The sequence below is a fragment of the Microbacterium sp. 67-17 genome (genome assembly GCF_001898325.1).
Classification (GTDB): domain Bacteria; phylum Actinomycetota; class Actinomycetes; order Actinomycetales; family Microbacteriaceae; genus Microbacterium; species Microbacterium schleiferi.
In genome coordinates this window covers 13,610-37,263 of record NZ_MKTR01000006.1, presented here as the reverse complement: position 1 = coordinate 37,263, position 23,654 = coordinate 13,610, and the positions used below count along the sequence as shown (strand labels likewise).

The window sequence follows — 23,654 nt, the reverse complement described above, 5'->3', positions numbered from 1 at the left end:
GGATAGGCTGGGATCATGCCTCACTACGACGTCGTCATCCTTGGTGCCGGCCCCGGCGGCTATGTCGCGGCCGTTCGCAGCGCTCAGCTGGGCCTGTCCACAGCGGTTATCGAAGAGAAGTACTGGGGTGGGGTGTGTCTGAACGTGGGATGCATCCCCTCGAAGGCGCTGCTGCGCAACGCCGATCTCGCCCACACGTTCCACGCGAAGGCCGATCTGTTCGGCATTTCCGGCGACGTACACTTCGACTTCGGTGTCGCCTGGGACCGCAGCCGTGAGGTGGCGTCAGGCCACGTCAAGGGCATCCACTACCTGATGAAGAAGAACAAGATCACGGAGTACGACGGCCGTGGCTCGTTCATTGACGACCACACGATCGAGGTCAAGACCTCCGAGGGCGGCACCGAGACCGTCACCTTCGACAACGCGATCATCGCTACCGGTTCCACGGTACGCCTGCTCCCGGGCGTGAGCCTGAGCGAGAACGTCGTGACGTACGAAGAGCAGATCCTGACGCGTGAGCTACCGACCTCAATCGTGATCGTCGGGGCCGGCGCCATCGGCATGGAGTTCGCGTACGTGCTGTCGAACTACGGCGTCAAGGTCACGATCATCGAGTTCCTCGACCGCGCACTTCCCAACGAGGATGTCGAGGTCTCGAAGGAGATCGCACGTCAGTACAAGAAGTACGGCATCGAGATCCTGACCTCGACCAAGGTCGAGAGCGTCACCGACCACGGTGACCGGGTCACGGTTGCCTACACCGGCAACAACGACGGCGCTCAGGGGTCTATCGACGCCGACAAGGTACTCATGTCGATCGGATTCGCACCGCGGGTCGAGGGCTTCGGGCTCGAGAAGACCGGTGTGAAGCTCACCGAGCGCGGCGCGATCGACATCGACGACTACATGCGCACCAGCGTGCCGCACATCTACGCGATCGGGGACGTCACGGCCAAGCTGCAGCTGGCCCACGTCGCTGAGGCCCAGGGCGTTGTCGCCGCCGAGACGATCGGCAAGGCCGAGACCATGCCGCTCGGTGACTACCGGATGATGCCGCGCGCCACCTTCTGCTCGCCGCAGGTCGCGAGCTTCGGCCTCACCGAAGCGCAGGCGCGGGATGCCGGCTACGACGTGAAGGTCGCGAAGTTCCCCTTCAGCGCCAACGGCAAGGCGAACGGCCTGGGCGAAGCTGTCGGCTTCGTGAAGGTCATCGCCGACGGCGAGCACCTCGAACTGCTCGGCGCCCACATGATCGGCCCGGATGTCTCGGAGCTTCTGCCCGAGCTCACCTTGGCTCAGAAGTGGGATCTCACCGCTCTCGAGGCGGCGCGGAACGTCCACACGCACCCGACGCTGTCGGAGGCCGTGCAGGAGGCCTTCCACGGCCTGGCCGGCCACATGATCAACATCTGACCCGCGGGTCAGGCCTCACACGCCCAGGGCGCGTGCGAGCTTCGAGTCACTCGAGGCCTCGCGCGCGCCCGCGGCGTATGCAGCGACAGTGACCGCGTCGAAGAACGAGGTGCGTGCGTCGGCATCGCCGGGAGCTGCTGGTCCGAGTTCGATCTCCCACTCGCGCCACGCCTGTTCGATCCCCCGCTGCTCATCCCGCGTGCGCACCCGGTCGTCGACCATCTCGGCGAGGATGCCACCGTCGGCATCCAGCAACGCATACGCGGTGCGCGTGTTGCGAATGCGGGCGATCACGACCAGTGCATGCGTGGTCAGATCGGCGATGTGCGCGGCGACCTGCGGGGGCACGCCGGGCACGGATGCCGCGTCACCACCGATGTCGAGCGGCCAGCCCGTCTCCATCCGGCCGGGGCCCTGGCGAGGCCCTTTCAGGTGCCAGCCCGCATCCGGCCCACCTTCTCGGCGCCGGAGCGCGTAGCCAGCTCTGCCGAGGATATAGTCCGCGGTGTCGTAGTAGACGGCATCAAGTTCTCGGACTTCCGGCTCGGCGACACTGACGACCAGCGGAACCTGAGTCCAGTCGGGGACGTCGATGTCGGCGTCCACATCGAACGTGATCTCAACCTCGAGGGACTGCGATGGCTCCATCGATGCGAGTGCTGGTTCAGTCGTCGGAGGGCGCGATGTCTTCGGTGGACTCGACGAAGAAGAACTCACCCTCCGTCGGTCCGTCGTGATCGCCCGTGTGCTCAAGAGCACCGCGTCGCTCGTACACGACCTGACCCTCGCCGTAAGGAACAATCATCGTGTCTGCATCCGGGGATTCCAGGGGCAGGACCTGCCCGTCGAGCGGGCCTCCGTGAAGTCGTGCAATGGCCATGCCCCGAGCATAATCCCCGAGGTCCTCTGCCTCGGCGATGGCGGCGGCGCGTGCCTCCAGAAGCTCGGCGGTCGCAGCCCGAGATCCGGCTTGCGCGCGGCGGAGGCGGCGTTGCGCGAAGGTAACCGGAGGCGCCGTCGGCACCACTCCCTGCGACTCCTCGGCCGCCACGACAATGTACGTACAGGCGATGAGGATGACCTGTGCCGAGAAGTTCAGCCACAGCAGCAGCGCGATCAGGGACACCGACGCGCTGAGCAGTGGATTGCTCGAGGCCCCCTGCACGAACAGGCCCGAAAGCTGTTGCAGCACGGTGAGCCCCAGAGCGCCGAGGAGCGAGCCCGCCCAGAGCGCGCGCGCCGGCGGACGGATGCCGCCGAGCACGAGGAAGATCGCGGCGATCAATGCCGCATCCAGGATGAAGACAGCGACGATGACGACGGCGCGCGTCAGCACGCCCACCAGCACGGCTCCCGGGGAAAATCCCAGCCACCCGGCGACGATCGACACCCCGGCGGTACCGAAGTAGGTCACTGCCGCGGTCACGACCAGAGCAAGTCCGACCCCGAGGGCCATCGCGAGGTTCCTGAGCTGAACCCACAGGAAGAAGCCGTCGTCGAAGACCGTCCCACCGAGGACGTGCAGCGCCGCACGCAACGTCCCGATAGCGCCCAGGGATGCGAGCACGAGTCCGACAAATCCAACGACGCCGGCGATCGTGAGTCCGGACTCGAGCGTGTCAAGGCTGATCACCCCGCCTTCGCCGATGAGGCCAGGGATCACGGTGTCGACAGCCTCGACAAGCGCATCCCACGCCTCCGGATTGTCGGCAAGCCACCTGCCCGCGAACCAGAAACCGATGAGCGCGGCCGCGAAGATCGAGAACAGCGCCCGGTAGGTGACGCTGTCAGCCAGGACGGGTCCCCGCCGCTCTCCGTAGAGCAACATGGTGCGGACGATGCGCAACGACAGCGCCCATCTCGTAACCGCGGCGACGAACGTTTTCAGGGCGGCCGGCATGAATCCAGGCTAGCCGCGAAGCTCGCCGTCGAGCCGTGACGGGTCAGGGGCTTGACACGGTCAGCGTGATGGCCACCCAGGCGCCAGCGATCATCCACGGTCCGAACGGGATGGCGGTGCGGCGCTTCGCACGCCGAATGAGGAGCATCGCGGCCGCGCACAGACCACCGAGCACGAACCCGGCCAGTGTCCCTACCAGCACACTCCCCCACCCCAGCCATCCCAGGTACAGCCCGATCACGGCCGCGAGCTTGATATCACCGCCGCCGACGCCCCCGGCCGAGAACATTCGGAGCGCGAGGTACGCGGCGAAGAGAGCCAGCGCCGCAAGCAGCGACCGCAGGAGCGCGTCGATGCCGCCGCCGGTCACCGCAGCACCGGCCAGCAGCACCAGACCCGAGGCGCCGGCGAGCGCGACGAGACGATTCGGGAGACGGTGGCTGCGGATGTCGATGATCGCGAGGGCCGCTCCGATCACCGCGAACGCCGCGAAGGCTGCGACCGTGAGCGTGGTCGAGATCGGCGACATGGGGCCTGAGCCTAGGTGACCGCGACCCCTCGGTTTTCGCCGTCCTCGTCTTCCTGTGGATAGCCGGCTTCGCGGCGGCGCCAGGGAGCGCCCGCCGGCCAGCTGGCGGCGAATGTCGGGACGACGCGCCCGACACGGCGTGCGAGGCCACGTACCGAGGTCAAGGGCCGGGCAGAGACGGGCATCGTCAGCGATCGGTCCCAGCGCACCCCGTCGCTCTCGCGCAGGTGGATCGTGAGATCAAGGTCGTCGTGGATACGCGAGTTCTCGCGGTGGACCACCGTGCGGGCCCGTTTCCAGATCGCGGCGCGCATCGCGAAGTTCGAGCCGAACACCAGCGGGATCCCGAGCCACAGGTTCACCCAGACCCTGCCGCCGCCGATGTACCAGTGCTCGCCGAGATAGCTGATGATCCTGCCTGCGCCGTAGAACTCGGCGCCGCCGGTGAGGACGCCCAGCGCTTCGTCGCTCGTGAACGCCGATTCGATGCGGGCCAGCCAATCCGGATGCGGCCGCGAATCGGCATCCAGGCGCGCGATGATATCGCTCCCATGAAGCGCCGCGTCGTACCCGCGAGCTGCGGCGGGCCAGATTCCCACGAGCGGCTCGTCGATCAGCTCGACCCCGGCATCCCGGGCGACGGCGGCTGACTCGTCGGTGCTGCCGTTGTCGACCACGATGATGCGGTCAGCCGGGCGCTCCTGGTTCTGCAGCGCAAGCAGGCATTCGCGCAGGAAGGCGGCATCATTGCGACACGGGATCACGACCGAGATGCGCAGAGCCGATGTCACCCCCTCACCCTATCGGCGGGGTTCCCGGATGCCGGGAGCGCCGCATCCGGGAACCACTCGCGCGCCCGCGGGCTTACCGTGGAGCTACGGACGAGGGAGTCGGATGAAAACGCACGAGGTCACGAACCAGGCGCCCGAGCGCACCGGGCTCGACGATTACGAAGCGAACATCGCCCTGCGTGACGGCGTCGAGGCCTACGGCGGTGCGGGTGCCGCGGACCGTCTACACGCGATCGGACGCCGGGTCGGTTCCGCCGCCTTCCAGCGCGACGCGGTGCGCGCCAACCGTTTCGAGCCGGTGCTACACACCCACGATCGCTACGGCCGCCAGCTCGACGAGGTCGAGTACGACCCGGCCTATCACCGCATCATCGGCGCAGCGGTGGCCGACGGCGCCCACACTGGCGCGTTCCGACGGCCGGGACCCGGGGCATCCGTCGCGCGGGCCGCCGCCTTCATTCTCTACGCGCAGGTGGAGCCGGGCCACGCATGCCCCATCTCGATGACCCATGCGGCGGTGCCGGTGATCGCACAGCACGACGAACTCGCGCGCGAGTGGATGCCGCGGCTGCTGAGCACCGACTATGAACCCGACCTCGTGCCGGGCAAGCGCAGCGCGCTGTTCGGGATGGCGATGACCGAGAAGCAGGGCGGTTCGGACGTGCGCGCGGGCACGACGGTCGCGAGGCCGATCGGCGGCGACGAGTACGACCTCACCGGACACAAGTGGTTCTGCTCAGCTCCGATGTCGGATGCCTTCCTCGTGCTCGCGCAAGCTCCGGGCGGCCTGTCGTGCTTCCTTCTGCCCCGGCTGCTGCCCGACGGGTCGCGCAATGAGATCCGCATCCGTCGTTTGAAAGAGAAGGTGGGAAACCACGCGAACGCCTCGAGCGAAGTCGAGTACGAGGGCGCATGGGCGCACCTGGTCGGCGACGAAGGTCGCGGGGTGCGCACGATCATCGAGATGGTGACGCGCACGCGGCTCGACAGCGTGCTGGGGTCGACCGCAGGCATGCGGCAGGCGACCGCCGAAGCTGCCTGGCATGTGCGGCATCGTGCCGCCTTCGGAGCGCGCCTGATCGATCAGCCCCTGATGACGCAGGTGATCGCGGATCTGCAGCTCGAAACCGAGGCTGCAACCGCGACCTCGCTGCGGCTGGCCCGCGCGTACGACGACGACGCCGGCGCCGAGGAGGTAGCGTTCCGTCGCCTGGCCACCGCCGTGGCGAAGTACTGGATCTGCAAGCGTGGCCCCGGTCACGCGTACGAGGCCATGGAATGCCTCGGCGGCAACGGGTACACCGAGGCATTCCCGCTCGGGATGCGGTACCGCGAACAGCCCGTCATGGCGATCTGGGAAGGCTCGGGCAACGTCATCGCGCTCGATGTGCTGCGCGCGCTCTCGCGCGATCCGCAGAGCTTCGAGGCCCTCGACGCCGAGCTCGCGCGGTCAGGCGGTGCGGACAGGCGCCTGGACGCGCACGTACGAAAGACGCGCGAGCTCATCAGTGACCTCGTCCGCGACGACGCTCGCGAGGCGCGCGCTCGGGAACTGGTGACGGCACTCGCCCTGGCGCTCCAGGGATCGTTGCTCGTGCGCACAGCGCCCGCGCCGGTCACCGACGCGTTCATCGGTTCCCGACTCGGCGGCGATGGGCACCTGTACGGCATCCTGCCGCCCGGCACTGACGCGGCAGCCATCGCTGCTCGCGCCTGAGGTCTGTCGGGCCTGAGAGGGCTCGGCATCCCGTCGCGGGATTGTGATGGGTCCCTCGTGGGAGCGGGACCAAAGACCCTATGGACGGAGGTGTTCGGTACGGCACTCTGATGTCAGACCACAAAAGTCGTCCGAAGCCCCGCCGAGGATGACAGGTTTCGTCGCTGGACGATGTTCGGCGACGCACGTGAGGAAAGGTATCCGGCGGATAACCCAAACCTGGTGCAGCGGGCCCGCCGTCGATCTGCGAGCCTCCCTCACGTATGCCGTCGCGGCGCCCGACTCGTCACCGGGCGCCGCGACGGCCTCATTGTTTCAGCGCACGAACTGCGGTTACTGGGTCCGCAGCGAGGTGGCGTAGACGGCGGCCTGAGTACGCCGCTCCATGCCGAGCTTGCGCAGTAGACCGGTCACGTAGTTTTTGACCGTCTTTTCCATGAGGTCGAGGCGCTCCCCGATCTGACGGTTGGTGAGACCCTCGGCGATCAGCTCGAGCACCTGACGTTCGCGGTCGGTCAGGTCGACGCCGGGTGTGCTCGACCGGGTCTCGCGTGCCTGTTCACGCACGCGCGTGGCGGCAGCCGATGAGAGCAGGTTCTTGCCCGCGGCGACAGCACGGATGCCGTCAAGAAGACCGTTGGCCTTGATGTCTTTCAGGACGTAGCCGGCAGCGCCGGCCAGCACCGCCGAGTAGGCGGCTTCGTCATCGTCGTAGGCGGTAAGGATGAGGCACGTGACGCTCGGATGCTGGGAGCGGATCTCGCGGCACACGTCGATACCGCTGCCATCGGGAAGCCGCATGTCGAGGACTGCGACATCGGGCATGGTGGCCGCGATGCGCCCGAGAGCCTGGCGGGCGGTGGATGCCTCGCCGATCACTTCCATGTCGCGCTCGGCGTCGATGAGGTCAACGACCCCTCGACGGACGATTTCGTGGTCATCGAGCACGAAGACACGGATCATGTGGTCTCTCCCTGGGCCAAAGGCACCGCCCACCGCAGGCGGGTGCCGCCGCCATCGCGTCCGGTGAGAGCGAACTCTCCGTTCCAGCGCGCGGCGCGATCCTCAAGGTTACCGACCCCGCTGCGGCGTGTCGGCGATTCCGGCACGCCGACGCCGTCATCGAGGATTTCGACGACCAACATCTCATCGGCGATCCCGACGCGCACCGACGTCTCCGTCGCCTGAGCGTGACGGGCGACGTTGCTGACCCCTTCGCGAACGACCGCGACGACATCCTCGGCGACATCCGGCGGTGTGCGCAGATCCAGCGGTCCCTGGAAGACGAGCCGCGGAGACTCCGAGAACGACGGCGCGACTTCGCTGATGACGTCCACAATGCGGTGCCTGACCGATCCGGATGACGCGCGGGGTTGGCGCAGGGCGAAGATGACGGTGCGGATCTCGGTGATCGCGGCATCCAGGGCGTCGACCTGCTCGAGCAGCTCGGTGCGCGCCGCCGCGTCGCCGACCCTGCCGGCGACGGCCTGCAGCGAGAGCCCTGCGCCGAACAAGCGCTGGATGACGTGATCGTGCAGGTCGCGGGCGATACGGCCGCGCTCGTCCATGAGGGCAAGCGCCTGCCGGTCGGACCTGCCGCGCGCGAGCTCGAGCGCGATCGTGGCTTGGGCCGCGAGGTCTGCGGCAAGGTCGACATCCTTGTCTGTGAACCGGGGAGCGCCGACGGGCCGCCCGACGGTGAGCACCATGGGAACGCCGTCTGCGCCGAGCATCGGCACGACCACCGTCGGACCCCACGCCACGAGTTCGTCGCCGAGCTCGACGGTGTCACCGCTGGCCTGCAGCGGCTGCCAGCTGTCGAAGACGCGTCCCGAGAGGGTGCCCGCTTGCGCATGAACGGATCCGGTGAGTTCATCGGCGTGCTCGCCGCGAGCGACCTCGACGCACATCATGGTGTCGCTGATCGACGAGATCACCACGACGGTTGCGGCATCCGTGAGTTGCAGGACCTTGTCTGCCAGAAGCTGCAGCGGTCTGCCGGTCTCGTCCGAGAACATGGCGGCGCTCATCTCGGCTGCAGCGGCGGCCCACCGTTCGCGACGCACCGAGTCTTCGTACAGGCGCGCGTTGTCGATCGCGATACCCGCGGTGGCGGCGAGCGCCTCGAGCAGTTCGGTGTCTTCTTCGGTGAACGCGCCGTCGGGGTGCTCGGTGAGATAGAGGTTTCCGAACACCTCCCCACGGATGCGGATGGGCACCCCGACAAAGCTGTCCATTCTCGGGTGGTTTCGCGGGAAGCCGACCGAGCGGGGGTCGTGACCGATGTGCTCCAGTCGGATCGCGTGAGGATCGTGAATGAGGGCTCCGAGTACGCCACGGCCGCGCGGCGGGGGGCCGATCGCCTCAGCGGTCTCGGCAGTCAACCCCACATGGATGAACTCCTCGAGCATCCCGTCGGGGCCGATCACGCCGAGTGCGCCGTACTTCGCGCCGACCAGTTCGACGGCCGATTCGACGATGCGACGCAACACCCCCGACAGCTCCAGCTGGCTCACGACAGCAGCGTTCGCCGTCAGAAGACTGCGAAGCCGTGCCTCGATATCAGCCACCCGGTGCCCCGTTCTCGTCCCTCGGCTCTCTCGCGAGGATCCTATCGCGGGACCTTCGACCCTGTGCGGGAATCTCCGGGCGCCGGATGCTGGGAGAGACAGGAGGGGCAGACGGATGCGAAACACACTCCACGACTCGCGCGTGGGCCTGTCGGATGGAAGCTCGTTGAGCGCTCCGGCTGACGACGCGATCTGGCGGGTATCGCCCTACGATCGGCTGGTCGTCGGGGTCGACGGGTCTGGTCCGAGCACCGGCGCGCTGGCGTGGGCGATTGCCTACGCGGCCGATCACGGCACCGAGCTGCTGCTCGTCCATGTCGTCGACGACACATGGGGCGTCGCGGGCGCCGACTATATGGCTGATGCGCAGCGCCGCGGCATCCATGTGCTGGATGCGTCGCGTCGCCGCGCGGTGGACGCGGGTGTCGCCCACGTGCAAACCGAACTCGTGCACGGCCGCGCGCCCAGCGTGCTGTCGGGCGCTGCTCGCCCGCACGACCTTCTCGTCGTCGGCTCGCACCGCACGGGGTTTCTGCGGGGGCGCGCGTTCGGCGCGGCATCCGTCTATGTCGTCGCTGCCGCGCGCTCGGCGGTTCTCGTCGTCCCGAATCTGCCGTTCGAGGGTCGGCACGGTGTCGTGGTCGGGGTCAGCGGGTCGCCGGCCTCGGATGCCGCACTGATGCAGGCGGCTCGCGAAGCTGCGCGCACCGATCAGCAGTTGGTCCTCATCCACGCGCGGCCTCCGGTTCCTCACGAGGAGTCGTCGAGTAACGGGGAGTACCGTGCGTCGGCTGCTCGGGATGTGGTCGCTCGCGCCAGCGCGCACGCCCTCATCGACATCCCGCACCTGGACCTGAGTTCCCGGGTCGTCGCCGACAACATCGCGCCGGCGCTGCTGACGGCATCCACCGACGCCGCCATGCTCGTGATCGGGCGCGGGCAGAGCGAAGAGCCCCCGAACATCTCGACCGTGGTGCACGACGTGCTCATGAACCTCAACGCGCCGGTGCTCATCGTTCCCTGACGACACGAGCACGCCTCGCGCGGCTCTAGAGTCGAAGCGTGGATTCGGTGCTGTGGTACATCGTGCCCCTGGGCATTGCGGCGGCGTTGAGTGTCTTCCCGATCCTCGCGGTCGTGCTGCTTCTGCTCTCTCCCAACCCCATCCCTGCCGGTGTCGGCTATCTCGCAGGGTGGTCGGCGGGAGTGCTCGTGCTTGTCACGCTGTTCTCGCTCGGGGCGCGCCTCATTCCCCCGTCGACGACCGATCGGATGCCCCCCTGGGCGCACATCGTCGAGCTGACGCTCGGAGTGCTTCTGGTTGTCGTGGGCATCTGGCGCACGATAGCCGCCCGGCGGCGCCCTGCGCCGACCAGCCCGCCCTCGTGGACGAAGGCGATGGACCATATCGGGCCGCGCCGGGCGTTCGCGTTCGGACTCGCGATGAACGTCAGGCCCAAGAACCTTGCCATCGCGCTGGCCGCGGGCCTTGCCATCGGCTCCGCATCGCTGAGCATTGCCGGCAGCAGCCTCACGGTGCTGATCTTCACGGCCGTTGCCATCTCGACTGTCGCTGCTCTGGTCTTGGCCTACGTCATCGGCAGCCACTCGGTGCGGCCACGGCTTGAGCGCTTCAGCGACTGGCTGGTGGCAAACTCATCCCTCGTTCTCAACCTTTCGGTGGCGCTGATCGGTGCGCTCCTGGTGATTATCGGCATCGCCAATCTGCTCTGAGGCGGGTTCCCTCGGCTGCGTGAGAACCTTCTCAGCCGGGGACGCCACGGCTTGATTCCGTGACACACTCCCCGCATGGTGCGTCGCAGATCGTTCGTCGTTGCAGGCCTCGCGACCATGCTCGCCCTCGGCGGCTGTGCTGCACAGACGAGCGCCGACGAGACCGGCGAGGACGAGGTCGCGGCAGCCGAGCCCTGGACATTCGTGAGCCGGCCCGATCTCACCCCTCCGGTCGTTGCGGTCACGACATCCGAGACCGGCGCGACGCTCGGCCGCGACGGCATGTATGCGTTCCTCGGTCCCAAAGACCGTGATCGCGGTTCGGCGATGCAGGGCGCGCTGATCGTGGATGGCGAGGGCGAGCCCGTGTGGGTTGCCAACACCGGTGACGACGCGGCGTTCGACCTGCGTGTGCAGGAGTACCAGGGCGAGCCGGTGCTGACGTACTGGGTGGGCCAGTCGGGGTTCCATGGGCGCGGCGAGGTCGTCATCCTCGATGACACGTACACGGAGATCACGCGCGTCTCGACCGGGGAGCCGATCGGAGCAGGCGACGCCGACATGCACGAGACGACGATCACCGACCAGGGCACGATGCTGCTTCTCGCGTACGTGACAGCCCCCGCGGATCTGACCGAGATCGGCGGCCCCTCTGATGGCTATGTGCTCGAAGGTCACGTGCAGGAAGTCGATATCGCGACCGGCGAGGTCGTGTTCGGGTGGTCATCGCTCGATGAGGTTCCGGTCACGGAGTCCAGGCAGGCGCTTGACGAGGGGCAGGGCACCCGCGCCGAGCCGTACGACTACATCCACCTGAACGCCGTGTCGCAGGACGGTGACGACGGTTTCCTCGTGTCGGCGCGGAACACGAGCACGGTCTACCGGCTGGACCGCTCGACGGCATCCGTCGACTGGCGCCTGGGTGGGCAGGGCAGCGACTTCACGGTCGATGAGGATGCCCGCTTCGCGTGGCAGCATGACGCGCAGCGCCGCGCCGATGGCACGATCACGCTGTTCGACAATCAGTCCGAGGATGACGCCGGGTGGTCTCGCGGGCTGCGGCTGGACGTCGATGAGGAAGCGATGACGGCATCGCTGGTGACGCAGTACGCGCCCGAGCAGGAGCGGTTGGCGGCAACCCAGGGAAACCTGCAGGAGCTTGCCGGTGGCAACCTCGTGGTCGGGTGGGGGTCGCGGCCGTTCTACTCGGAGTTCGATCGCGACGGCACCCTGCTGTACGAGGCAACCTTCACCGCCGGGACGAGCTACCGGGCCTACGTGATGCCCTGGTCGGCGACGCCCGCCACTCCCCCGGATGCGCAGCAGGTCGAAGACGGTCCGTCGGCGAGCGTGTTCGCCTCGTGGAATGGCGCAACGGGGGTCGCGTCGTGGCAACTCGTGACAGGGCCGGACGAGGCATCCGCTGTCGAGATCACCCGCGCGGCGCGAGACGGGTTCGAAACAGAGCTCCCGATTCCCGGGGGTACGACGCTCGGCGCCTACGTCGGGGTACGTGCGATGGATGCCGCGGGCGACGTCATCGGCGGCGGCGCCGCCCAGATCGCCGCGCCCGAGCCGATGGGCTGAGGCCGCCACCACTGGCGTTTGGCCCAGGGCACGCCGAAGCCCCGCCGGGAAACGCGACCCGGCGGGGCTTCGGTGTGTTGCGTACTACGCGCCGCGCTTGGCGAGCGGGGCTGCGGGGGCCTCTGCCGGAGTTTCTCCCGCAACCGCAACCTCTCCGCGGTGGGCACGGACCTCGTCGAACGAGGTTCCGTAGTACGCCGCCTCCATGAGTGTTTTCATGTCGGCAAGCATGGGCATCCGGGGGTTGGCCGGTGCGCACTGGTCTTCGTAGGCGGCCATCGCGAGCTCGTCGAGGCGGCCGATGAAGGCCTCTTCTGCGACACCCTGCGCCTGGAAGGAGCGCTCGATGCCGACGAGGTCACGCAGCTTCTCCACGGCCCGGGCGTAGGACTCGACGCCCTCTTCGGGGGTCGCGGCCTTCAGGCCCAGGTGCTGAGCGATCTGCTGGAACCGTTCGGGAGCGATGTAGCGCTCGTACTTGGGCCAGCTGGTCAGCTTCGTGGGGATGCGTCCGTTGTAACGGATGACGTGGGGCAGGTAGATCGCGTTGGTGCGTCCGTGGATCAGGTGGAACTTCGATCCGGTGACGTGAGCCATCGCGTGCACGATCCCGAGGAACGCGTTACCGAAAGCCATACCGGCGATGGATGCCGCGTTGTGCATCTTCTCGCGCGCCTGGATGTCGGCGGGGTCCGTGCTGCCGGGACGTGCCTTCGCGCTGCGTTCGATGTTCTCGAAGATCAGCTTGATGGCGTGCAGCGCCAGGCCGTCGGTGTAGTCGTTCGCGTAGACCGACACGTACGCCTCGGTGGCGTGGGTGAGGGCGTCGAATCCGGCATCCGCCACGACCTTGGCCGGCAGAGCCGACGTCAGGACCGGGTCGATGATCGCAACCGACGGGGTCAGCGCGTAGTCGGCGAGCGGGTACTTCATGCCCGTCTCGTCATCCGTGATCACGGCGAACGGCGTCATCTCGGAACCGGTGCCCGAGGTGGTCGGGACGCAGACGAGCTGGGCCTTCTTGCCGAGGTCGGGGAACTTGAACGCGCGCTTGCGAACGTCGAAGAACTTCTCGCGCATGTCAGAGAACTGCACGTCGGGGTTCTCGTAGAGCAGCCACATGACCTTGGCGGCATCCATCGGGGAACCGCCACCGAGCGCGATGATCGTGTCGGGGTTGAACTCCCGCATCTCGGCGGCTCCCGCGACGACGCTCGAGAGCTTCGGCTCGGGCTGGACGCGGTCGATGATCTGCAGGTGCACGCGGTTGCGGCGACGGTTCAGCACATCGATGACCTTGTCGACGAAACCGAGGTTGGTCATCGTCGGGTCGGTGACGATCGTGACCCGCTCGACGTTCTTCATGTCGATGAGGTAGCGGATCGCGTTCGGCTCGAAGTAGGTCTTGGCCGGAACCTTGAACCACTGCAGGTTGTTGTTGCGACGACCGACACGCTTGACGTTCACGAGGTTCACCGCCGAGACGTTGTTGGAGACGGAGTTGCGTCCGTAGGAACCGCAACCGAGGGTCAGGGACGGCATGAACGAGTTGTAGATGTCGCCGATGCCACCGAGGGCCGAGGGGGCGTTCTCGATGATGCGGACGGCACGGACGCGCTTGGCGAACTCGTCGATGACGCTCTGGTCGTTGCTGTGGATCGCGCCGGAGTGGCCGAGGCCGTCGAAGTTGACCATCTGCTCAGAAAGAGAGATGCCTTCTTCGGCGTTCTTGGCGCGGAGCACCGCCAGCACGGGGGCCAGCTTTTCGCGGGTCAGCGGCTCCTCGGGTCCGACGACGGCGCACTCGGCAAGGATCACCGAGGTGTCTTCGGGCACCGTGAAGCCGGCCTGTTCGGCGATCCACACCGGAGACTGGCCGACGACCTTGGCGTTGAGCTTGGCCTCGCCGCAGTTCTTGGCGTTGGCGTGGACGCCGAAGATGAACTCTTCGAGCTTGCGCTTCTCGTCGGCGTTGACCATGTAGGCGTGCAGGCGGGTGAACTCCGCAAGCGCCTCGGTCGCGATCGGCTCGTCGAGGATGACGGCCTGCTCGGACGCACACACCATGCCGTTGTCGAATGCCTTGGACAGCACGACGTCGTTGACGGCGCGGCCGACCTTGGCGGAGCGTTCAATGAAGGCGGGGACGTTTCCGGCGCCGACACCCAGGGCGGGCTTGCCGCAGGAGTAGGCGGCACGAACCATCGCGTTGCCACCGGTCGCGAGGATCAGCGCGACACCGGGGTGGTTCATGAGCTCGCCGGACGCCTCGAGTGAGGGCTCGGCGATCCACTGGATGCAGTTCTTCGGAGCACCGGCCGCGACTGCGGCATCCCGAACGATCTTGGCCGCCGCGACCGAACAGTTCTGAGCTGACGGGTGGAAGGCGAAGACGATGGGGTTGCGGGTCTTCAGCGCGATGAGGGACTTGAAGATCGCGGTGGAGGTCGGGTTGGTCACCGGCGTGATGCCCGCGACGACACCGACCGGGTCGGCGATCTCGGTGATGCCGGTGATCTCGTCGTGAGAGATGACGCCGACGGTGCGCTGCTTGATGATCGAGTGCGTGACGTGCTCACACGCGAACATGTTCTTCACGGCCTTGTCTTCGAACAGGCCACGACCGGTCTCTTCGACGGCGAGCACGGCGAGTTCTCCGTGGTGGTGGAGGGCCGCCACCGACGCTTTGCGCACGATGTGGTCGATCTGCTCTTGCGTGAACGACGCGTACTCGGCGAGGGCTTCTTGGGCCCGCCCGACGAGTGCGTCAATGGTGGTGGACATGGGATCCTCCTCAGCTGCGCGGACCCGGTGTCCGCACCTTTGCCCTACGCACATCCTGACACTGTGGTCAGACCACATACAGGGACTATGGTCCCCGTCTTGCGGGCGCAAGCTTCGGGCATCCCCCGGTCGGTAGTGTCGAGCCATGCAGTCAAAGACCAAATGGCTCGTGACATGGGTGATCGCTGCCGTCGTGATCGCGGTCGGCGCCATCGTGTTGGCCGTGGGGCAGCTTCAGCCCGCCACGTTCGGCTGGTTCGCGTATCAACCGCTCAGCGGCGACGCATTCGTCCCCTTTGACGGCAGCGCATTCGTCTCGCGCACCAGCATCATCGGATGGGTCATCCTGGGGATCGGGCTCATCGCCGTCGCCTTTCTTGCGGGCTGGTCTATCGCGGGCACGCGGCGCGAGGCATCCACGTCCGAATCGACGTCACAGACGGATGTCGACCGACTGGTCCACGAGTATCTCGCCAGTCTCGAAGCCGCCGATGCCGATCGCGTGGTTGCCCTCTTTGCGCCCGGCGGGATGGTCGAGTCTCCCCTGTATGGCACGATGCCCGCGGCGGAGTTCTACCCCGTGCTGTTCGCCGACACCGCCAGTTCACGGCTGACGCTGCGGACCACCACGACCGGATCGACCGAGGGCCGCACGGTGGTGAGCTTCTGGTTCGACTTCGGCTGGATCCTCTCGACCGGGCAACCCGCGCCCTTCACGGTCGTCGACGTCGCCGAACTCGACCAGCACGGCATGATCGAGCGACTGCACATCGTCTACGACACCTTCCCGATTCGGGATGCCTTCAACGACGCCCACGACGGCGAGCACTGAGCTCAGGGCAGCAGGTCGAGCATCTGCGGCCGAGCCTTCATCGCATGGATGACGAGTTCATTGCCGCTGTCGAAGACGAGAACCACGGTCTCGAGCAGTCTCCCCTGCGTATCGAAGCCGAGCCGCAATTGGCGAGCAGGAGAGTCGTCGTCGAGGTCCTCGACCCACAGCGGCCAGGAAGCCGCTTGGCGGATATCGTCGGGTTCGATCCCGTGCCTGAGCGCAGCACCGTGAATCTTCACGCGGCGTATGCGGCGATCGCTTCGCGGATCAGTTCCGATCGCGACTTGTTCTCGCGGGCGGCGCGAGCGTCGAGCGCGGCGAGCTCATCGGTAGTGAGCCGGAGAGCGACCACCTGCGCGGGTTCCGATCCGCGACCGGGACGTCCGCGGCCCCGGCGCTTGAGCGCGTCCACGTCGTAACCCGCGTCGGCCTCCGCCGCCCAAGCTGCGATCTGCTCCTCAGTGACGGGTGCGCCGTTGATGGTCTCACCGCTACTCATGGACGTATCGTAATACGAAAAACCCAGCTTGGTGACGGAAATCCCGGTGTGAGTCCGGATTTTCTGAGTCAGTGGAGCGTCTCCCCCTGTTCGAGCATCCGGACGTACTCGGCGACGCGGGCGGCGCGAGACTCGGGACGCTTGAGGTTGCCGACGCGGAACGACATCGCGAAGCGGATCTGCGCTGACTGAGCGGCAAAGGCGGCGGCGAGCTTCGGGTCGGCATCCAGCACCGCCTGCAACTCGGCCGGGATATCGCCATCACTCTGCCGGTAGGCCGCATCCCACCGACCGTCGGCTTTCGCGCGGTCGATCTCGAGCTGGCCCGCGGGCCGCATCCGTCCTTCGTCGATCAGGCGCGTGACATGCGCGATGTTGACCTTCGACCAGAGGCTGCGCGGCCGGCGCGGAGTGAAGGCCTGGAGAAAGTAGTCGGCATCCAATGACTGCTTCTGCCCGTCGATCCAGCCGAAGCACAGCGCGACATCGAGCGCCTCGGCGTAGGTGATGCCCGGCTTGCGCGTGGCCGTCTTGCGCAGGCGCAGTCGCACGCCGTCGGGGCTGGGATCGGCATCCAGCCACTGCTCCCACTCTTCGACGGTGTCGACCTGCAGCGCGGGCTTGTCGTTGTGGGCGACCATGCTCGAAAGCTACCCCCTCGCACTGACACCGTCCGGCGTGGTGGACTGGGCGCACCGCCGCGACGAGGAGGATACATGGCCAAGGCCCTCCTGGCTTTGAGGGCCATCTCAAGCCCCGACCGTCACACTGCAACCACACCCCGGGCTTTGGACTAGTGATCGGCTTGGCGTAGCGGCTGGAAGGCCGGGCAAGCTGAGCACCTCGGCCTCGGGCGCGGGTGTTGTCGACTACTCGGCCGATCGCTGCTGACTCAAGACGGCGACCGCTTTGACCGGGGTCAGTCTCCGCCCGCCTCCAAATTTCTGACCATATCGGTGACGCGTTCTATCTCCGCTAGGAAAGGACGCTGCGGGTCGGCCCCAAAGGGTGCCTCACTCACGGTTGAGACGGTGCGCGACAGATGGCTTCGTTGCACCGACTCGTAGGCTATGACCCACAAATCGGCGAGCATCATCATGATCTGAGCGGAGCCAGCCCAGTCCGTCACGCCATGCCGAATCACTCCGCGGCCCTTGTCGTCGACATCGAAAATCGTATGATGGCGCGCTATGCCGGCATGGGCGGCACCGCTGAGATAGCTGTAGAGCCGACCAGGGTGGGGATTCTCCACAAGCCGCTTGAGCGCAGAGATAGATCTCTGAGGCTGCTTCAGATCAATCTCGTCGCGCGAGTTGCATCCAGCAACGGCAACCGACCAGGCGATTTGCTCAAGCGCCAACCTTGCAACCGCATCGGCCTCGATTCGTAGCCGCAACTGATATAGCAGGTGTGCTGAGAACATGGTGTGCACCAGACGCTCCATTGCGACCGAGCCAGCGTACATTCCGAGCGTGAGCTCCGCGTCTGGGTTTGTCTTGAGCGCGGCCCTGCATTGATTGATGTGCGCCATCGCGTCCAAGTAGGCGCGGACGTAGGCGGTTCGGCCAGGATCCCCCACGCCCTCGACCTCCGGGAACCGCTTGCGAGCCCGATCAATGCTCTGCAAACCGAGCGTCCTGGCGAGCGCTACCGCCTGCAAGTCTCGGGATAGCTCGTCATCCGCGTTCCTGTCCGAATCGAAAATGATCGTGCCAGTTCCCAACGATGCCACGGCGTCGAAGTTGCTGAGAGTCCGAAACAGAGACTCCGTTCCCAGGGTCTGTTGTAGCGAAGCCAGAATGTCCTCATGCTCCAGTGGGGTCATGGAGCCGAGCTTATGGCCGGCGTGCCACGCGGTTTGGACAGCGAAGAGACGGGCTGGGGTCGGCATCCAGCCACCGCTCCCACTCCTCGACGGAGTCGACGTGCAGCACGGGCTTGTCGTTGTGGGCGACCATCCTCGAAAACTACCCCCTCGCACCGACACCGCCCCGCGTGATGGACTGTGCGCACCGCCGCGACGAGGAGGATGCATGCCCGCACGCTTTGTGTATTGGATGAACGTCTCGCTCGATCTGTTCATCGAGCACGCGCACGACGAGCAGGGCGGCGGCGACTGGATGAGCATCGGCGACGAACTGCACGAGGAGTTCAACGCGCGCGCCAAGGCGCTCACGATGATGGTGCAGGGCCGCAAGGTCTTCGAGACGATGGAGAACTTCTGGCCCGCCGCGCGCGAGAACACCGAGTTCCCGCAGGTGTACCGCGACTACGGCCACATCTGGACCGACAAGCCGAAGATCCTCGTCTCGCGCTCACGCACCGAGGCGCCGTACAACACGACGGTGTTCGGCGGGGACGACGCCATCGAGCGCCTCGGTGAGATGCGCGCCAGCTCGAGCGGTGACATTGGTGTGGGCGGGGCGGATGTCGCGACGCAGCTACTCGCGGCCGGGCTGCTCGATGAGGTGCTGCTCTTCACGCATCCGGTCATCCTCGGGTCGGGACGCCCGCTGTTCGATGAGGTGAGTGCGCCGGTGCGGCTGAAGCTGCTTGAGCAGGCGAGCTACACAGGCGGCGTGACGATGCACCGCTATGCGGTTCAGCATACCCCGGATCCATTTGCGGACGCGGACCCGTCGGCACCATGAATGGACTGCAGATTGGCTCGACGATAGTGCCCATCGCTGGCGAGGGCGTCCGATTGCGACGAGATGCCCCACCCCGACCGGGGCTCGTCGACTCAATCCTCTACATCGATCGCGTGCCCGCCATCAGCAACCGGTGCGGAAACAACGGAGTGAGACGCTCGCGACGGTCCCAGAAAGCGACACGCTCACGGTAGCTGGGCTCAACGGTTGCGCCGTCTACCGGCGTACGGGGAGGCTGGCGTCGTGGACGACCGCTCGGACTCTGAGACCGTCGGGCAGGGCCGCGGCTTGTGATTCGAGGTGGGCTCTGAGCCCGCGCCGGTTTCGATCGGACTGGCTGATGTTCTTCTCGTTCGTCATCTGGTTCGAGTCAAAGTCGACGACTAGGTAGATGCCGTGTGTCTGCGCGCCGGAGGTCAGGTATTCACCAGCGAGCTGTGTCACGAGGTTGCTGCGAACGCCCCGGTTCCAAATACCCTTCACCTCGACAACCACGACCAAATGTTCGCCAGTGTTCAAATCGCGTACCTCAACTCGCAGATCCTGGCGGCTTCCCACCCCCCTGCCTGCGGCGTTGGACACCTCGACCTCACGATTGATGATCAGACCACTGCCCAGCAGCAAACGGAGAGAGTGGCAATACCAGTCGCTGATCTGGTTCTCGTCCTTCGGGTTACTGAAGCCCACCCCCGTGTTCCAGAGTGCGAATGCTTGAGGAGTTTCCCCACGCAACCAGCCTTGCACTTCATCGAGAGCATCCAAGACAATCTGCAGTACGTCATCGCTGGTTCGAGCAAGCCTCGCGGGTCCTTTTCCGATGAGAGTCGAGTACTCCTCGATGGACAGCGGGCTCCAGCCGTTCACTCGAAACGCTTCCCGTGCCGCAACGAGCGCATAATCGAGCTCAACGGTCGAGATACGTTCATTGGCAGCAAGAAGTGCGAGGAGCCCCTCTCGTGTTCCGCCCGCGGCGACGCTGCGAAGGAGCTCAGATCTCCATCGGGCGAGATCCTCCCGTGGCGTCACGGCGTGCACTCCGGGCTCAAACGACTCTGTCTCGGGCGGGAAGAGCGTGGCCAACCGAACGTAGATGGCAACTCTCTTTGCCGGGTCGACCTGGCGAATGCGCTCGCTGGCAAACCGCTCGTGCTGCGCAATCTTGAGCAAGATCGGGCTCGCAAGTTCCGGTCGATTCGTACAGAAAGCTTCGAGCAGGTCGTAACCCAACTCAGCATCGAATGCTGTCAGTGCACTCAGAGTTGCTGCGATTTCTTGTTCGTCCGGGCTATCAAGGACAATCTTGCGAACCCACGCTGTGGCACCGTCGGTATCGACGTGTAGGTAGAGGTCGATCAGCGAAGATCGATCGCTGCCTCCAGCTCGGATCGCTCTACGAAGCGCCATGAATTGAGCTGGGCGGACGAACCCGTCGAGGTCGGCTATCGTTCCAGCGTGAGATGTCCCACGTGCGATCCGAGCAAGGAACGCATCGATGGCGCGCGCAAGATTGCCTGGCGAGGTTGAATCAGACAAAGTGAGCAGTCCTCGACGGACCCGTCTCGCGTCGGCTTCACCGGGGCCCAGCTGTGCTTCGAGCAAGGCAATATTCGCAATGTCCCATTGGACCTCGGAGACAGATTTCAGATCTGTCGAGCGATGAAGGTAAAGCGTATGTAGCGCCCGATACGCAGCTTGGATACCGAAGTAGATTGTGTTGCGTTTCAGCCGCATTGGGAACGGTCGTTCGGGAGTAGTGAGCGCGCCAATGTAGTCTCGGGCGAGGTCGAGGATAAGAGTCCGCTCTCGGTCGCTGAACAGTGCGATGTTCTCGGTTGACAGCAGGTCGGGACCCGGGTCGTGCACGTACCGGCTCAATTCGAGGTCTACATCGAGCCAACGCGCCAATAGCCAGAACCTGGTCGGTTCATTTTGGACGTCGAGCATTATTCGTCGGACCGTCGAGACGTACTCTTCGGGCGACATCGCTCGCGAGTGTACATCCGGTGCGCTCCTGTGATTCATCTCCCAGATCGCTCGAGCGTGTGTGGCTACGTCCGAACCGAGGTCAATGGGGTCGAAGTAGCGGCGCAGCCGCGCCCATAACGGAGTCTCCTGCTGGCCCCACGCCCATGCCATGTCTAGATCGTTCGTTGGGTCCAGCAGCCGGTCGAGGAGGTTCATCCATGCATCCAGTTCCTGAGCTGGGGCTTCCATTGCGCGCTCCTTCAGCCATGGCAGATCAGAGCTGGATACGAGTGGCTCGTTATCAGCGTCGCGCGCACTCAGAACAACGAACCAGAGGGGAAGATCCCCTTCTTCAAGCGCGACGAGTCTCGTTACCAGATCCCGCAGCGCGGTCGGGACGACTTCCGACCTCGAGAATGGAAGCCTGTCGCGACCGCGGCCGAGCCGGTACGCGACGACCCGCGCCACGGCGACCATAGCGTCTGCCGGAAGATCCTCTGCAGACAGCGCGCACGTGACTGCCGCATCGATCGTCCCCCCAAGCGCGTTGAATTCGTCGTCGAATCCATCGTCGGTCTCCGACCTGCGGTCTAAGGATGAGGCCCACCAATCAAGCAAGACGCTTGCCAGATCTAGGCTCACGTTCTGTGAGAGTTGCGAGAGAAACAGGTAGTAGGACCCCACAAAGTGCTCGCGCGGTTCGACCAGTGCGCCGACCAACTCTTTTGGGGTGATGAAGTCTGGCCAAAGTGCAGCCAGAAGCGAACCTCGCAGTTCCTGGTGGTCGTCTCCAGCGAAGAGCTCCGGGTCCCGCAAATTGACGCGACTGAGGACAACAGCGACCCGGTGCGTTCGCACTACCTCAGCGACTCGCTCCCGCACTCGAAGTGCGGTGCTGCAATCTTCTAGAAGCGCCAGAAGGGTCTTCTCGAGTCCAGGCACATACGAGTCTCGCAGTATGCGTAGCGCGACAACCTGCGTCGTTTCTGGGCCTGCCAGGTACTGCTCGAAGTCCGCTGCCATCTCTGGGTAACGAAGACCGGACAGCTCGTCCCTCCAAGCGAGTGCTCGGTCGACCTCTTCGGCACGCTCCAGGAGACGGCCCACCATGTCACGCGCGAGGTGAGGTAAGTCATCCGTGATGCGGTTCCTAACCAGAGTCAGCGGATCCGCATCCAGCAGCCACTTGAAGTCATCAGGCTGCTGCGCCACCAGCCAAGTCGCAACATCTGCCATCTGCGGTGGAATGGCCATGGTTTCCGCGACAGTAAGGACTGATCTCAGCGCCGAATGAGACAGTCCCGCTCGATGGATATGGTTTGCCGCGAGAAAGTCCTTCAGCTGACGATGGGAGAACTGTCTCTCGTTGAAGCCCGTTGTTGCAAAGAGGGAAGTGCGCAGCGCACTCTGCAGATCATGGTTCGTGAGTTCAAGCCGGGTTCCCTCGACACGCTCTGTGCCAAGCAGGCGTTCCGTTTGTAATCCGACCGATGGCTCCCCAACATTGAATAAGGCGAAGGATCCGACCTCGCTGAACGTTGAAAAGGCGGCGAGTCGCTCAACGGCGGCGCGTTGCCGGATGGGGAAGGCTTCTTCGTGCGGGATTGGCGTATACCGGTCAACCGCGTCCTCGCCGGACATCAGGGAAATCGCTCTCTCGAACACGCGTCCCCTTGAGTCGGGAAACCGACCGTCCGCTCGGAAGATCGTGAACAGCAGACTGAGCGTCAAGGGCGTTGCCGCCAGAGACTGGAGGCGATGCCGGCCGACCTCGCGCAGGAATTCTTCGCTGTCCACCCCGAGCGAATCGGCGATCGAGACAACGTTGGCACGCTGCAGCGGGAGGAGCACATGGACCGCTCCCGGGTCTAGCTCCTCAAAGAGTTCGTCTAGCGCTCGGACCGACTCGGCGGTTCGACAGGCAGCGATGATGCGCCAACCGTTTTGCATGAGCGCGCCGAGCCGGCGCTCAAGAAACCTTACAAAGGTTCTGATCAGAACCCGAGTCTCGTCGACGCTATCGAGCAAGAGAATGCGCGACCGGCCCTCCTCGGTGTTCGTCTCCTCGACGCGGTCGAACGCGGACTCGAGGGACGCTTCCGAGTAGCAGTCTCGCAGGTCCAGGAGGCGCACAGCGTCCGTGCCCCGTGTGAGCACGTCGGCAAGATTCCGAAGGGCCGTGGTCTTTCCTGCCCCTGGTTCGCCGAGCACAAGGCTTGCGCGACGTCCTGCAAGGTCGGCGAGTGGGATCGCATATCCGGCGTCGTTCTCCGGAGCGAAGTCCTCCGGGTATGCGTATCCACGAGGCGAAACAAAACGATCTACGGCAAGCACGGCATCAAGCTACGGCACAGCAGTCCCCCTCGACATAGCGCAACACAAGGACTCGCTCGAGTCTCTGCCAGGTGGTCGACCACCGTTGGTGCCGTTGCAGTTGTGATACACGCCTTCCATCGAGGTGCGGGCGGCAACGATGAGGCCTCGGATGGACGCTAGATAGCGTTGTGAACATGACCGACGCGAAGACGCCTCGCATGCTACTCGTGGAGTTCGAACAAGCACTATTGCGTGAGCGCTACGCGAAACGAAACGGGAGGGAAATCCTCCTCCCACCAGATAGGCAGCTTGTAGAGCTACTCCGCGGGCTTGTAAACGCGCTCCCCGATTAGTTCACTC

19 protein-coding genes are annotated in these 23,654 nt (G+C 65.5%); 7 read left to right on the top strand and 12 right to left on the bottom strand.

All coding sequences use genetic code 11. The features are described from left to right. Positions 1-15: 15 nt before the first annotated feature. A complete protein-coding gene (lpdA, locus tag BGO47_RS02035; RefSeq protein ID WP_292708037.1) occupies positions 16-1,416 on the top strand; it encodes a dihydrolipoyl dehydrogenase in 1,401 nt (466 codons plus the stop codon). Between the two features lie 15 nt (positions 1,417-1,431). On the opposite strand, the gene BGO47_RS02030 is transcribed toward lpdA, so the two are convergent. Genes BGO47_RS02030 through BGO47_RS02015 form a run of 4 tightly spaced genes read right to left on the bottom strand, consistent with a single transcriptional unit; the run spans position 1,432 to position 4,636 of the window. Continuing rightward, a complete protein-coding gene (locus tag BGO47_RS02030) occupies positions 1,432-2,064 on the bottom strand; it encodes a CYTH domain-containing protein (RefSeq protein WP_292708035.1) in 633 nt (210 codons plus the stop codon). A 16-nt stretch (positions 2,065-2,080) separates the two neighbouring features. Continuing rightward, a complete protein-coding gene (locus tag BGO47_RS02025; protein WP_292708032.1) occupies positions 2,081-3,316 on the bottom strand; it encodes a YihY/virulence factor BrkB family protein in 1,236 nt (411 codons plus the stop codon). Between the two features lie 43 nt (positions 3,317-3,359). After that, positions 3,360-3,845, bottom strand: a complete 486-nt coding sequence (locus BGO47_RS02020) for an A24 family peptidase (protein WP_292708031.1) — start codon at positions 3,843-3,845, stop codon at positions 3,360-3,362. A gap of 11 nt (positions 3,846-3,856) precedes the next feature. Next, complete coding sequence (locus BGO47_RS02015; RefSeq protein WP_292708028.1) at positions 3,857-4,636, bottom strand: glycosyltransferase family A protein; 780 nt, start codon at positions 4,634-4,636, stop codon at positions 3,857-3,859. A gap of 103 nt (positions 4,637-4,739) precedes the next feature. Here BGO47_RS02015 and BGO47_RS02010 point away from each other — a divergent pair, with 103 nt between their 5' ends. Then, complete coding sequence (locus BGO47_RS02010) at positions 4,740-6,353, top strand: acyl-CoA dehydrogenase family protein (protein WP_292708025.1); 1,614 nt, start codon at positions 4,740-4,742, stop codon at positions 6,351-6,353. A gap of 333 nt (positions 6,354-6,686) precedes the next feature. Here BGO47_RS02010 and BGO47_RS02005 read toward each other — a convergent pair whose 3' ends face one another. Next, the gene (locus BGO47_RS02005) at positions 6,687-7,316 is read right to left on the bottom strand and encodes a response regulator transcription factor (RefSeq protein WP_292708022.1); all 630 of its coding nucleotides are present in this window, start codon (positions 7,314-7,316) and stop codon (positions 6,687-6,689) included. Continuing rightward, positions 7,313-8,923 carry a GAF domain-containing sensor histidine kinase gene (locus BGO47_RS02000; protein ID WP_292708019.1) on the bottom strand — a complete coding sequence of 537 codons (1,611 nt, stop codon included), beginning with the start codon at positions 8,921-8,923 and terminating at the stop codon, positions 7,313-7,315. The genes BGO47_RS02005 and BGO47_RS02000 overlap by 4 nt, the downstream gene beginning before the upstream one ends. Positions 8,924-9,038: 115 nt before the next feature. Between BGO47_RS02000 and BGO47_RS01995 the strand changes: the two genes are divergently transcribed. The 3 genes from BGO47_RS01995 to BGO47_RS01985 all read left to right on the top strand — a co-directional run bounded on the left by BGO47_RS01995 (position 9,039) and on the right by BGO47_RS01985 (position 12,244). Then, positions 9,039-9,947 carry a universal stress protein gene (locus BGO47_RS01995; protein WP_292708016.1) on the top strand — a complete coding sequence of 303 codons (909 nt, stop codon included), beginning with the start codon at positions 9,039-9,041 and terminating at the stop codon, positions 9,945-9,947. Between the two features lie 38 nt (positions 9,948-9,985). After that, on the top strand, positions 9,986-10,657 hold the full coding sequence (locus BGO47_RS01990) for a GAP family protein (protein ID WP_292708013.1): 672 nt from the start codon (positions 9,986-9,988) through the stop codon (positions 10,655-10,657). Positions 10,658-10,732: 75 nt separating this feature from the next. Then, on the top strand, positions 10,733-12,244 hold the full coding sequence (locus tag BGO47_RS01985; RefSeq protein ID WP_292708010.1) for an arylsulfotransferase family protein: 1,512 nt from the start codon (positions 10,733-10,735) through the stop codon (positions 12,242-12,244). Positions 12,245-12,328: 84 nt separating this feature from the next. Here the strand turns inward: BGO47_RS01985 and adhE are convergent, their stop codons facing one another. Then, the gene (gene adhE, locus BGO47_RS01980) at positions 12,329-15,028 is read right to left on the bottom strand and encodes a bifunctional acetaldehyde-CoA/alcohol dehydrogenase (protein ID WP_292708007.1); all 2,700 of its coding nucleotides are present in this window, start codon (positions 15,026-15,028) and stop codon (positions 12,329-12,331) included. A gap of 145 nt (positions 15,029-15,173) precedes the next feature. Here adhE and BGO47_RS01975 point away from each other — a divergent pair, with 145 nt between their 5' ends. After that, positions 15,174-15,860, top strand: coding sequence for a nuclear transport factor 2 family protein (locus BGO47_RS01975; protein WP_292708004.1), 687 nt, complete (start codon positions 15,174-15,176; stop codon positions 15,858-15,860). Between the two features lie 2 nt (positions 15,861-15,862). Here the strand turns inward: BGO47_RS01975 and BGO47_RS01970 are convergent, their stop codons facing one another. The 4 genes from BGO47_RS01970 to BGO47_RS01955 all read right to left on the bottom strand — a co-directional run bounded on the left by BGO47_RS01970 (position 15,863) and on the right by BGO47_RS01955 (position 18,187). Continuing rightward, positions 15,863-16,102, bottom strand: a complete 240-nt coding sequence (locus BGO47_RS01970) for a toxin (protein ID WP_292708002.1) — start codon at positions 16,100-16,102, stop codon at positions 15,863-15,865. After that, a complete protein-coding gene (locus BGO47_RS01965) occupies positions 16,099-16,362 on the bottom strand; it encodes a ribbon-helix-helix protein, CopG family (RefSeq protein ID WP_292707999.1) in 264 nt (87 codons plus the stop codon). The genes BGO47_RS01970 and BGO47_RS01965 overlap by 4 nt, the downstream gene beginning before the upstream one ends. A 68-nt stretch (positions 16,363-16,430) precedes the next feature. Continuing rightward, positions 16,431-17,003, bottom strand: a complete 573-nt coding sequence (locus tag BGO47_RS01960; protein ID WP_292707996.1) for a YdeI/OmpD-associated family protein — start codon at positions 17,001-17,003, stop codon at positions 16,431-16,433. A gap of 278 nt (positions 17,004-17,281) precedes the next feature. Next, the gene (locus tag BGO47_RS01955) at positions 17,282-18,187 is read right to left on the bottom strand and encodes a hypothetical protein (protein ID WP_292707993.1); all 906 of its coding nucleotides are present in this window, start codon (positions 18,185-18,187) and stop codon (positions 17,282-17,284) included. Positions 18,188-18,395: 208 nt separating this feature from the next. Here BGO47_RS01955 and BGO47_RS01950 point away from each other — a divergent pair, with 208 nt between their 5' ends. Further along, entirely contained in the window at positions 18,396-19,013 is a 618-nt protein-coding gene (locus tag BGO47_RS01950; RefSeq protein WP_292707991.1) for a dihydrofolate reductase family protein, read from the top strand. Positions 19,014-19,229: 216 nt separating this feature from the next. Here the strand turns inward: BGO47_RS01950 and BGO47_RS01945 are convergent, their stop codons facing one another. Continuing rightward, positions 19,230-23,312: a hypothetical protein gene (locus BGO47_RS01945; RefSeq protein WP_292707988.1), complete on the bottom strand. Its 4,083-nt coding sequence runs from the start codon at positions 23,310-23,312 to the stop codon at positions 19,230-19,232. Positions 23,313-23,654: the final 342 nt, after the last annotated feature.

Coding starts and splice junctions, on each gene's coding strand:
- BGO47_RS01965 (WP_292707999.1), bottom strand. CDS start 16,362: ATGAGTAGCGGTGAGACCATCAACGGCGCACCCGTCACTGAGGAGCAG.
- BGO47_RS02025 (WP_292708032.1), bottom strand. CDS start 3,316: ATGCCGGCCGCCCTGAAAACGTTCGTCGCCGCGGTTACGAGATGGGCG.
- BGO47_RS02010 (WP_292708025.1), top strand. CDS start 4,740: ATGAAAACGCACGAGGTCACGAACCAGGCGCCCGAGCGCACCGGGCTC.
- adhE (WP_292708007.1), bottom strand. CDS start 15,028: ATGTCCACCACCATTGACGCACTCGTCGGGCGGGCCCAAGAAGCCCTC.
- BGO47_RS01975 (WP_292708004.1), top strand. CDS start 15,174: ATGCAGTCAAAGACCAAATGGCTCGTGACATGGGTGATCGCTGCCGTC.
- BGO47_RS01960 (WP_292707996.1), bottom strand. CDS start 17,003: ATGGTCGCCCACAACGACAAGCCCGCGCTGCAGGTCGACACCGTCGAA.
- BGO47_RS01955 (WP_292707993.1), bottom strand. CDS start 18,187: ATGACCCCACTGGAGCATGAGGACATTCTGGCTTCGCTACAACAGACC.
- BGO47_RS02030 (WP_292708035.1), bottom strand. CDS start 2,064: ATGGAGCCATCGCAGTCCCTCGAGGTTGAGATCACGTTCGATGTGGAC.
- BGO47_RS01995 (WP_292708016.1), top strand. CDS start 9,039: ATGCGAAACACACTCCACGACTCGCGCGTGGGCCTGTCGGATGGAAGC.
- BGO47_RS01950 (WP_292707991.1), top strand. CDS start 18,396: ATGCCCGCACGCTTTGTGTATTGGATGAACGTCTCGCTCGATCTGTTC.
- BGO47_RS02005 (WP_292708022.1), bottom strand. CDS start 7,316: ATGATCCGTGTCTTCGTGCTCGATGACCACGAAATCGTCCGTCGAGGG.
- BGO47_RS01985 (WP_292708010.1), top strand. CDS start 10,733: ATGGTGCGTCGCAGATCGTTCGTCGTTGCAGGCCTCGCGACCATGCTC.
- BGO47_RS02020 (WP_292708031.1), bottom strand. CDS start 3,845: ATGTCGCCGATCTCGACCACGCTCACGGTCGCAGCCTTCGCGGCGTTC.
- lpdA (WP_292708037.1), top strand. CDS start 16: ATGCCTCACTACGACGTCGTCATCCTTGGTGCCGGCCCCGGCGGCTAT.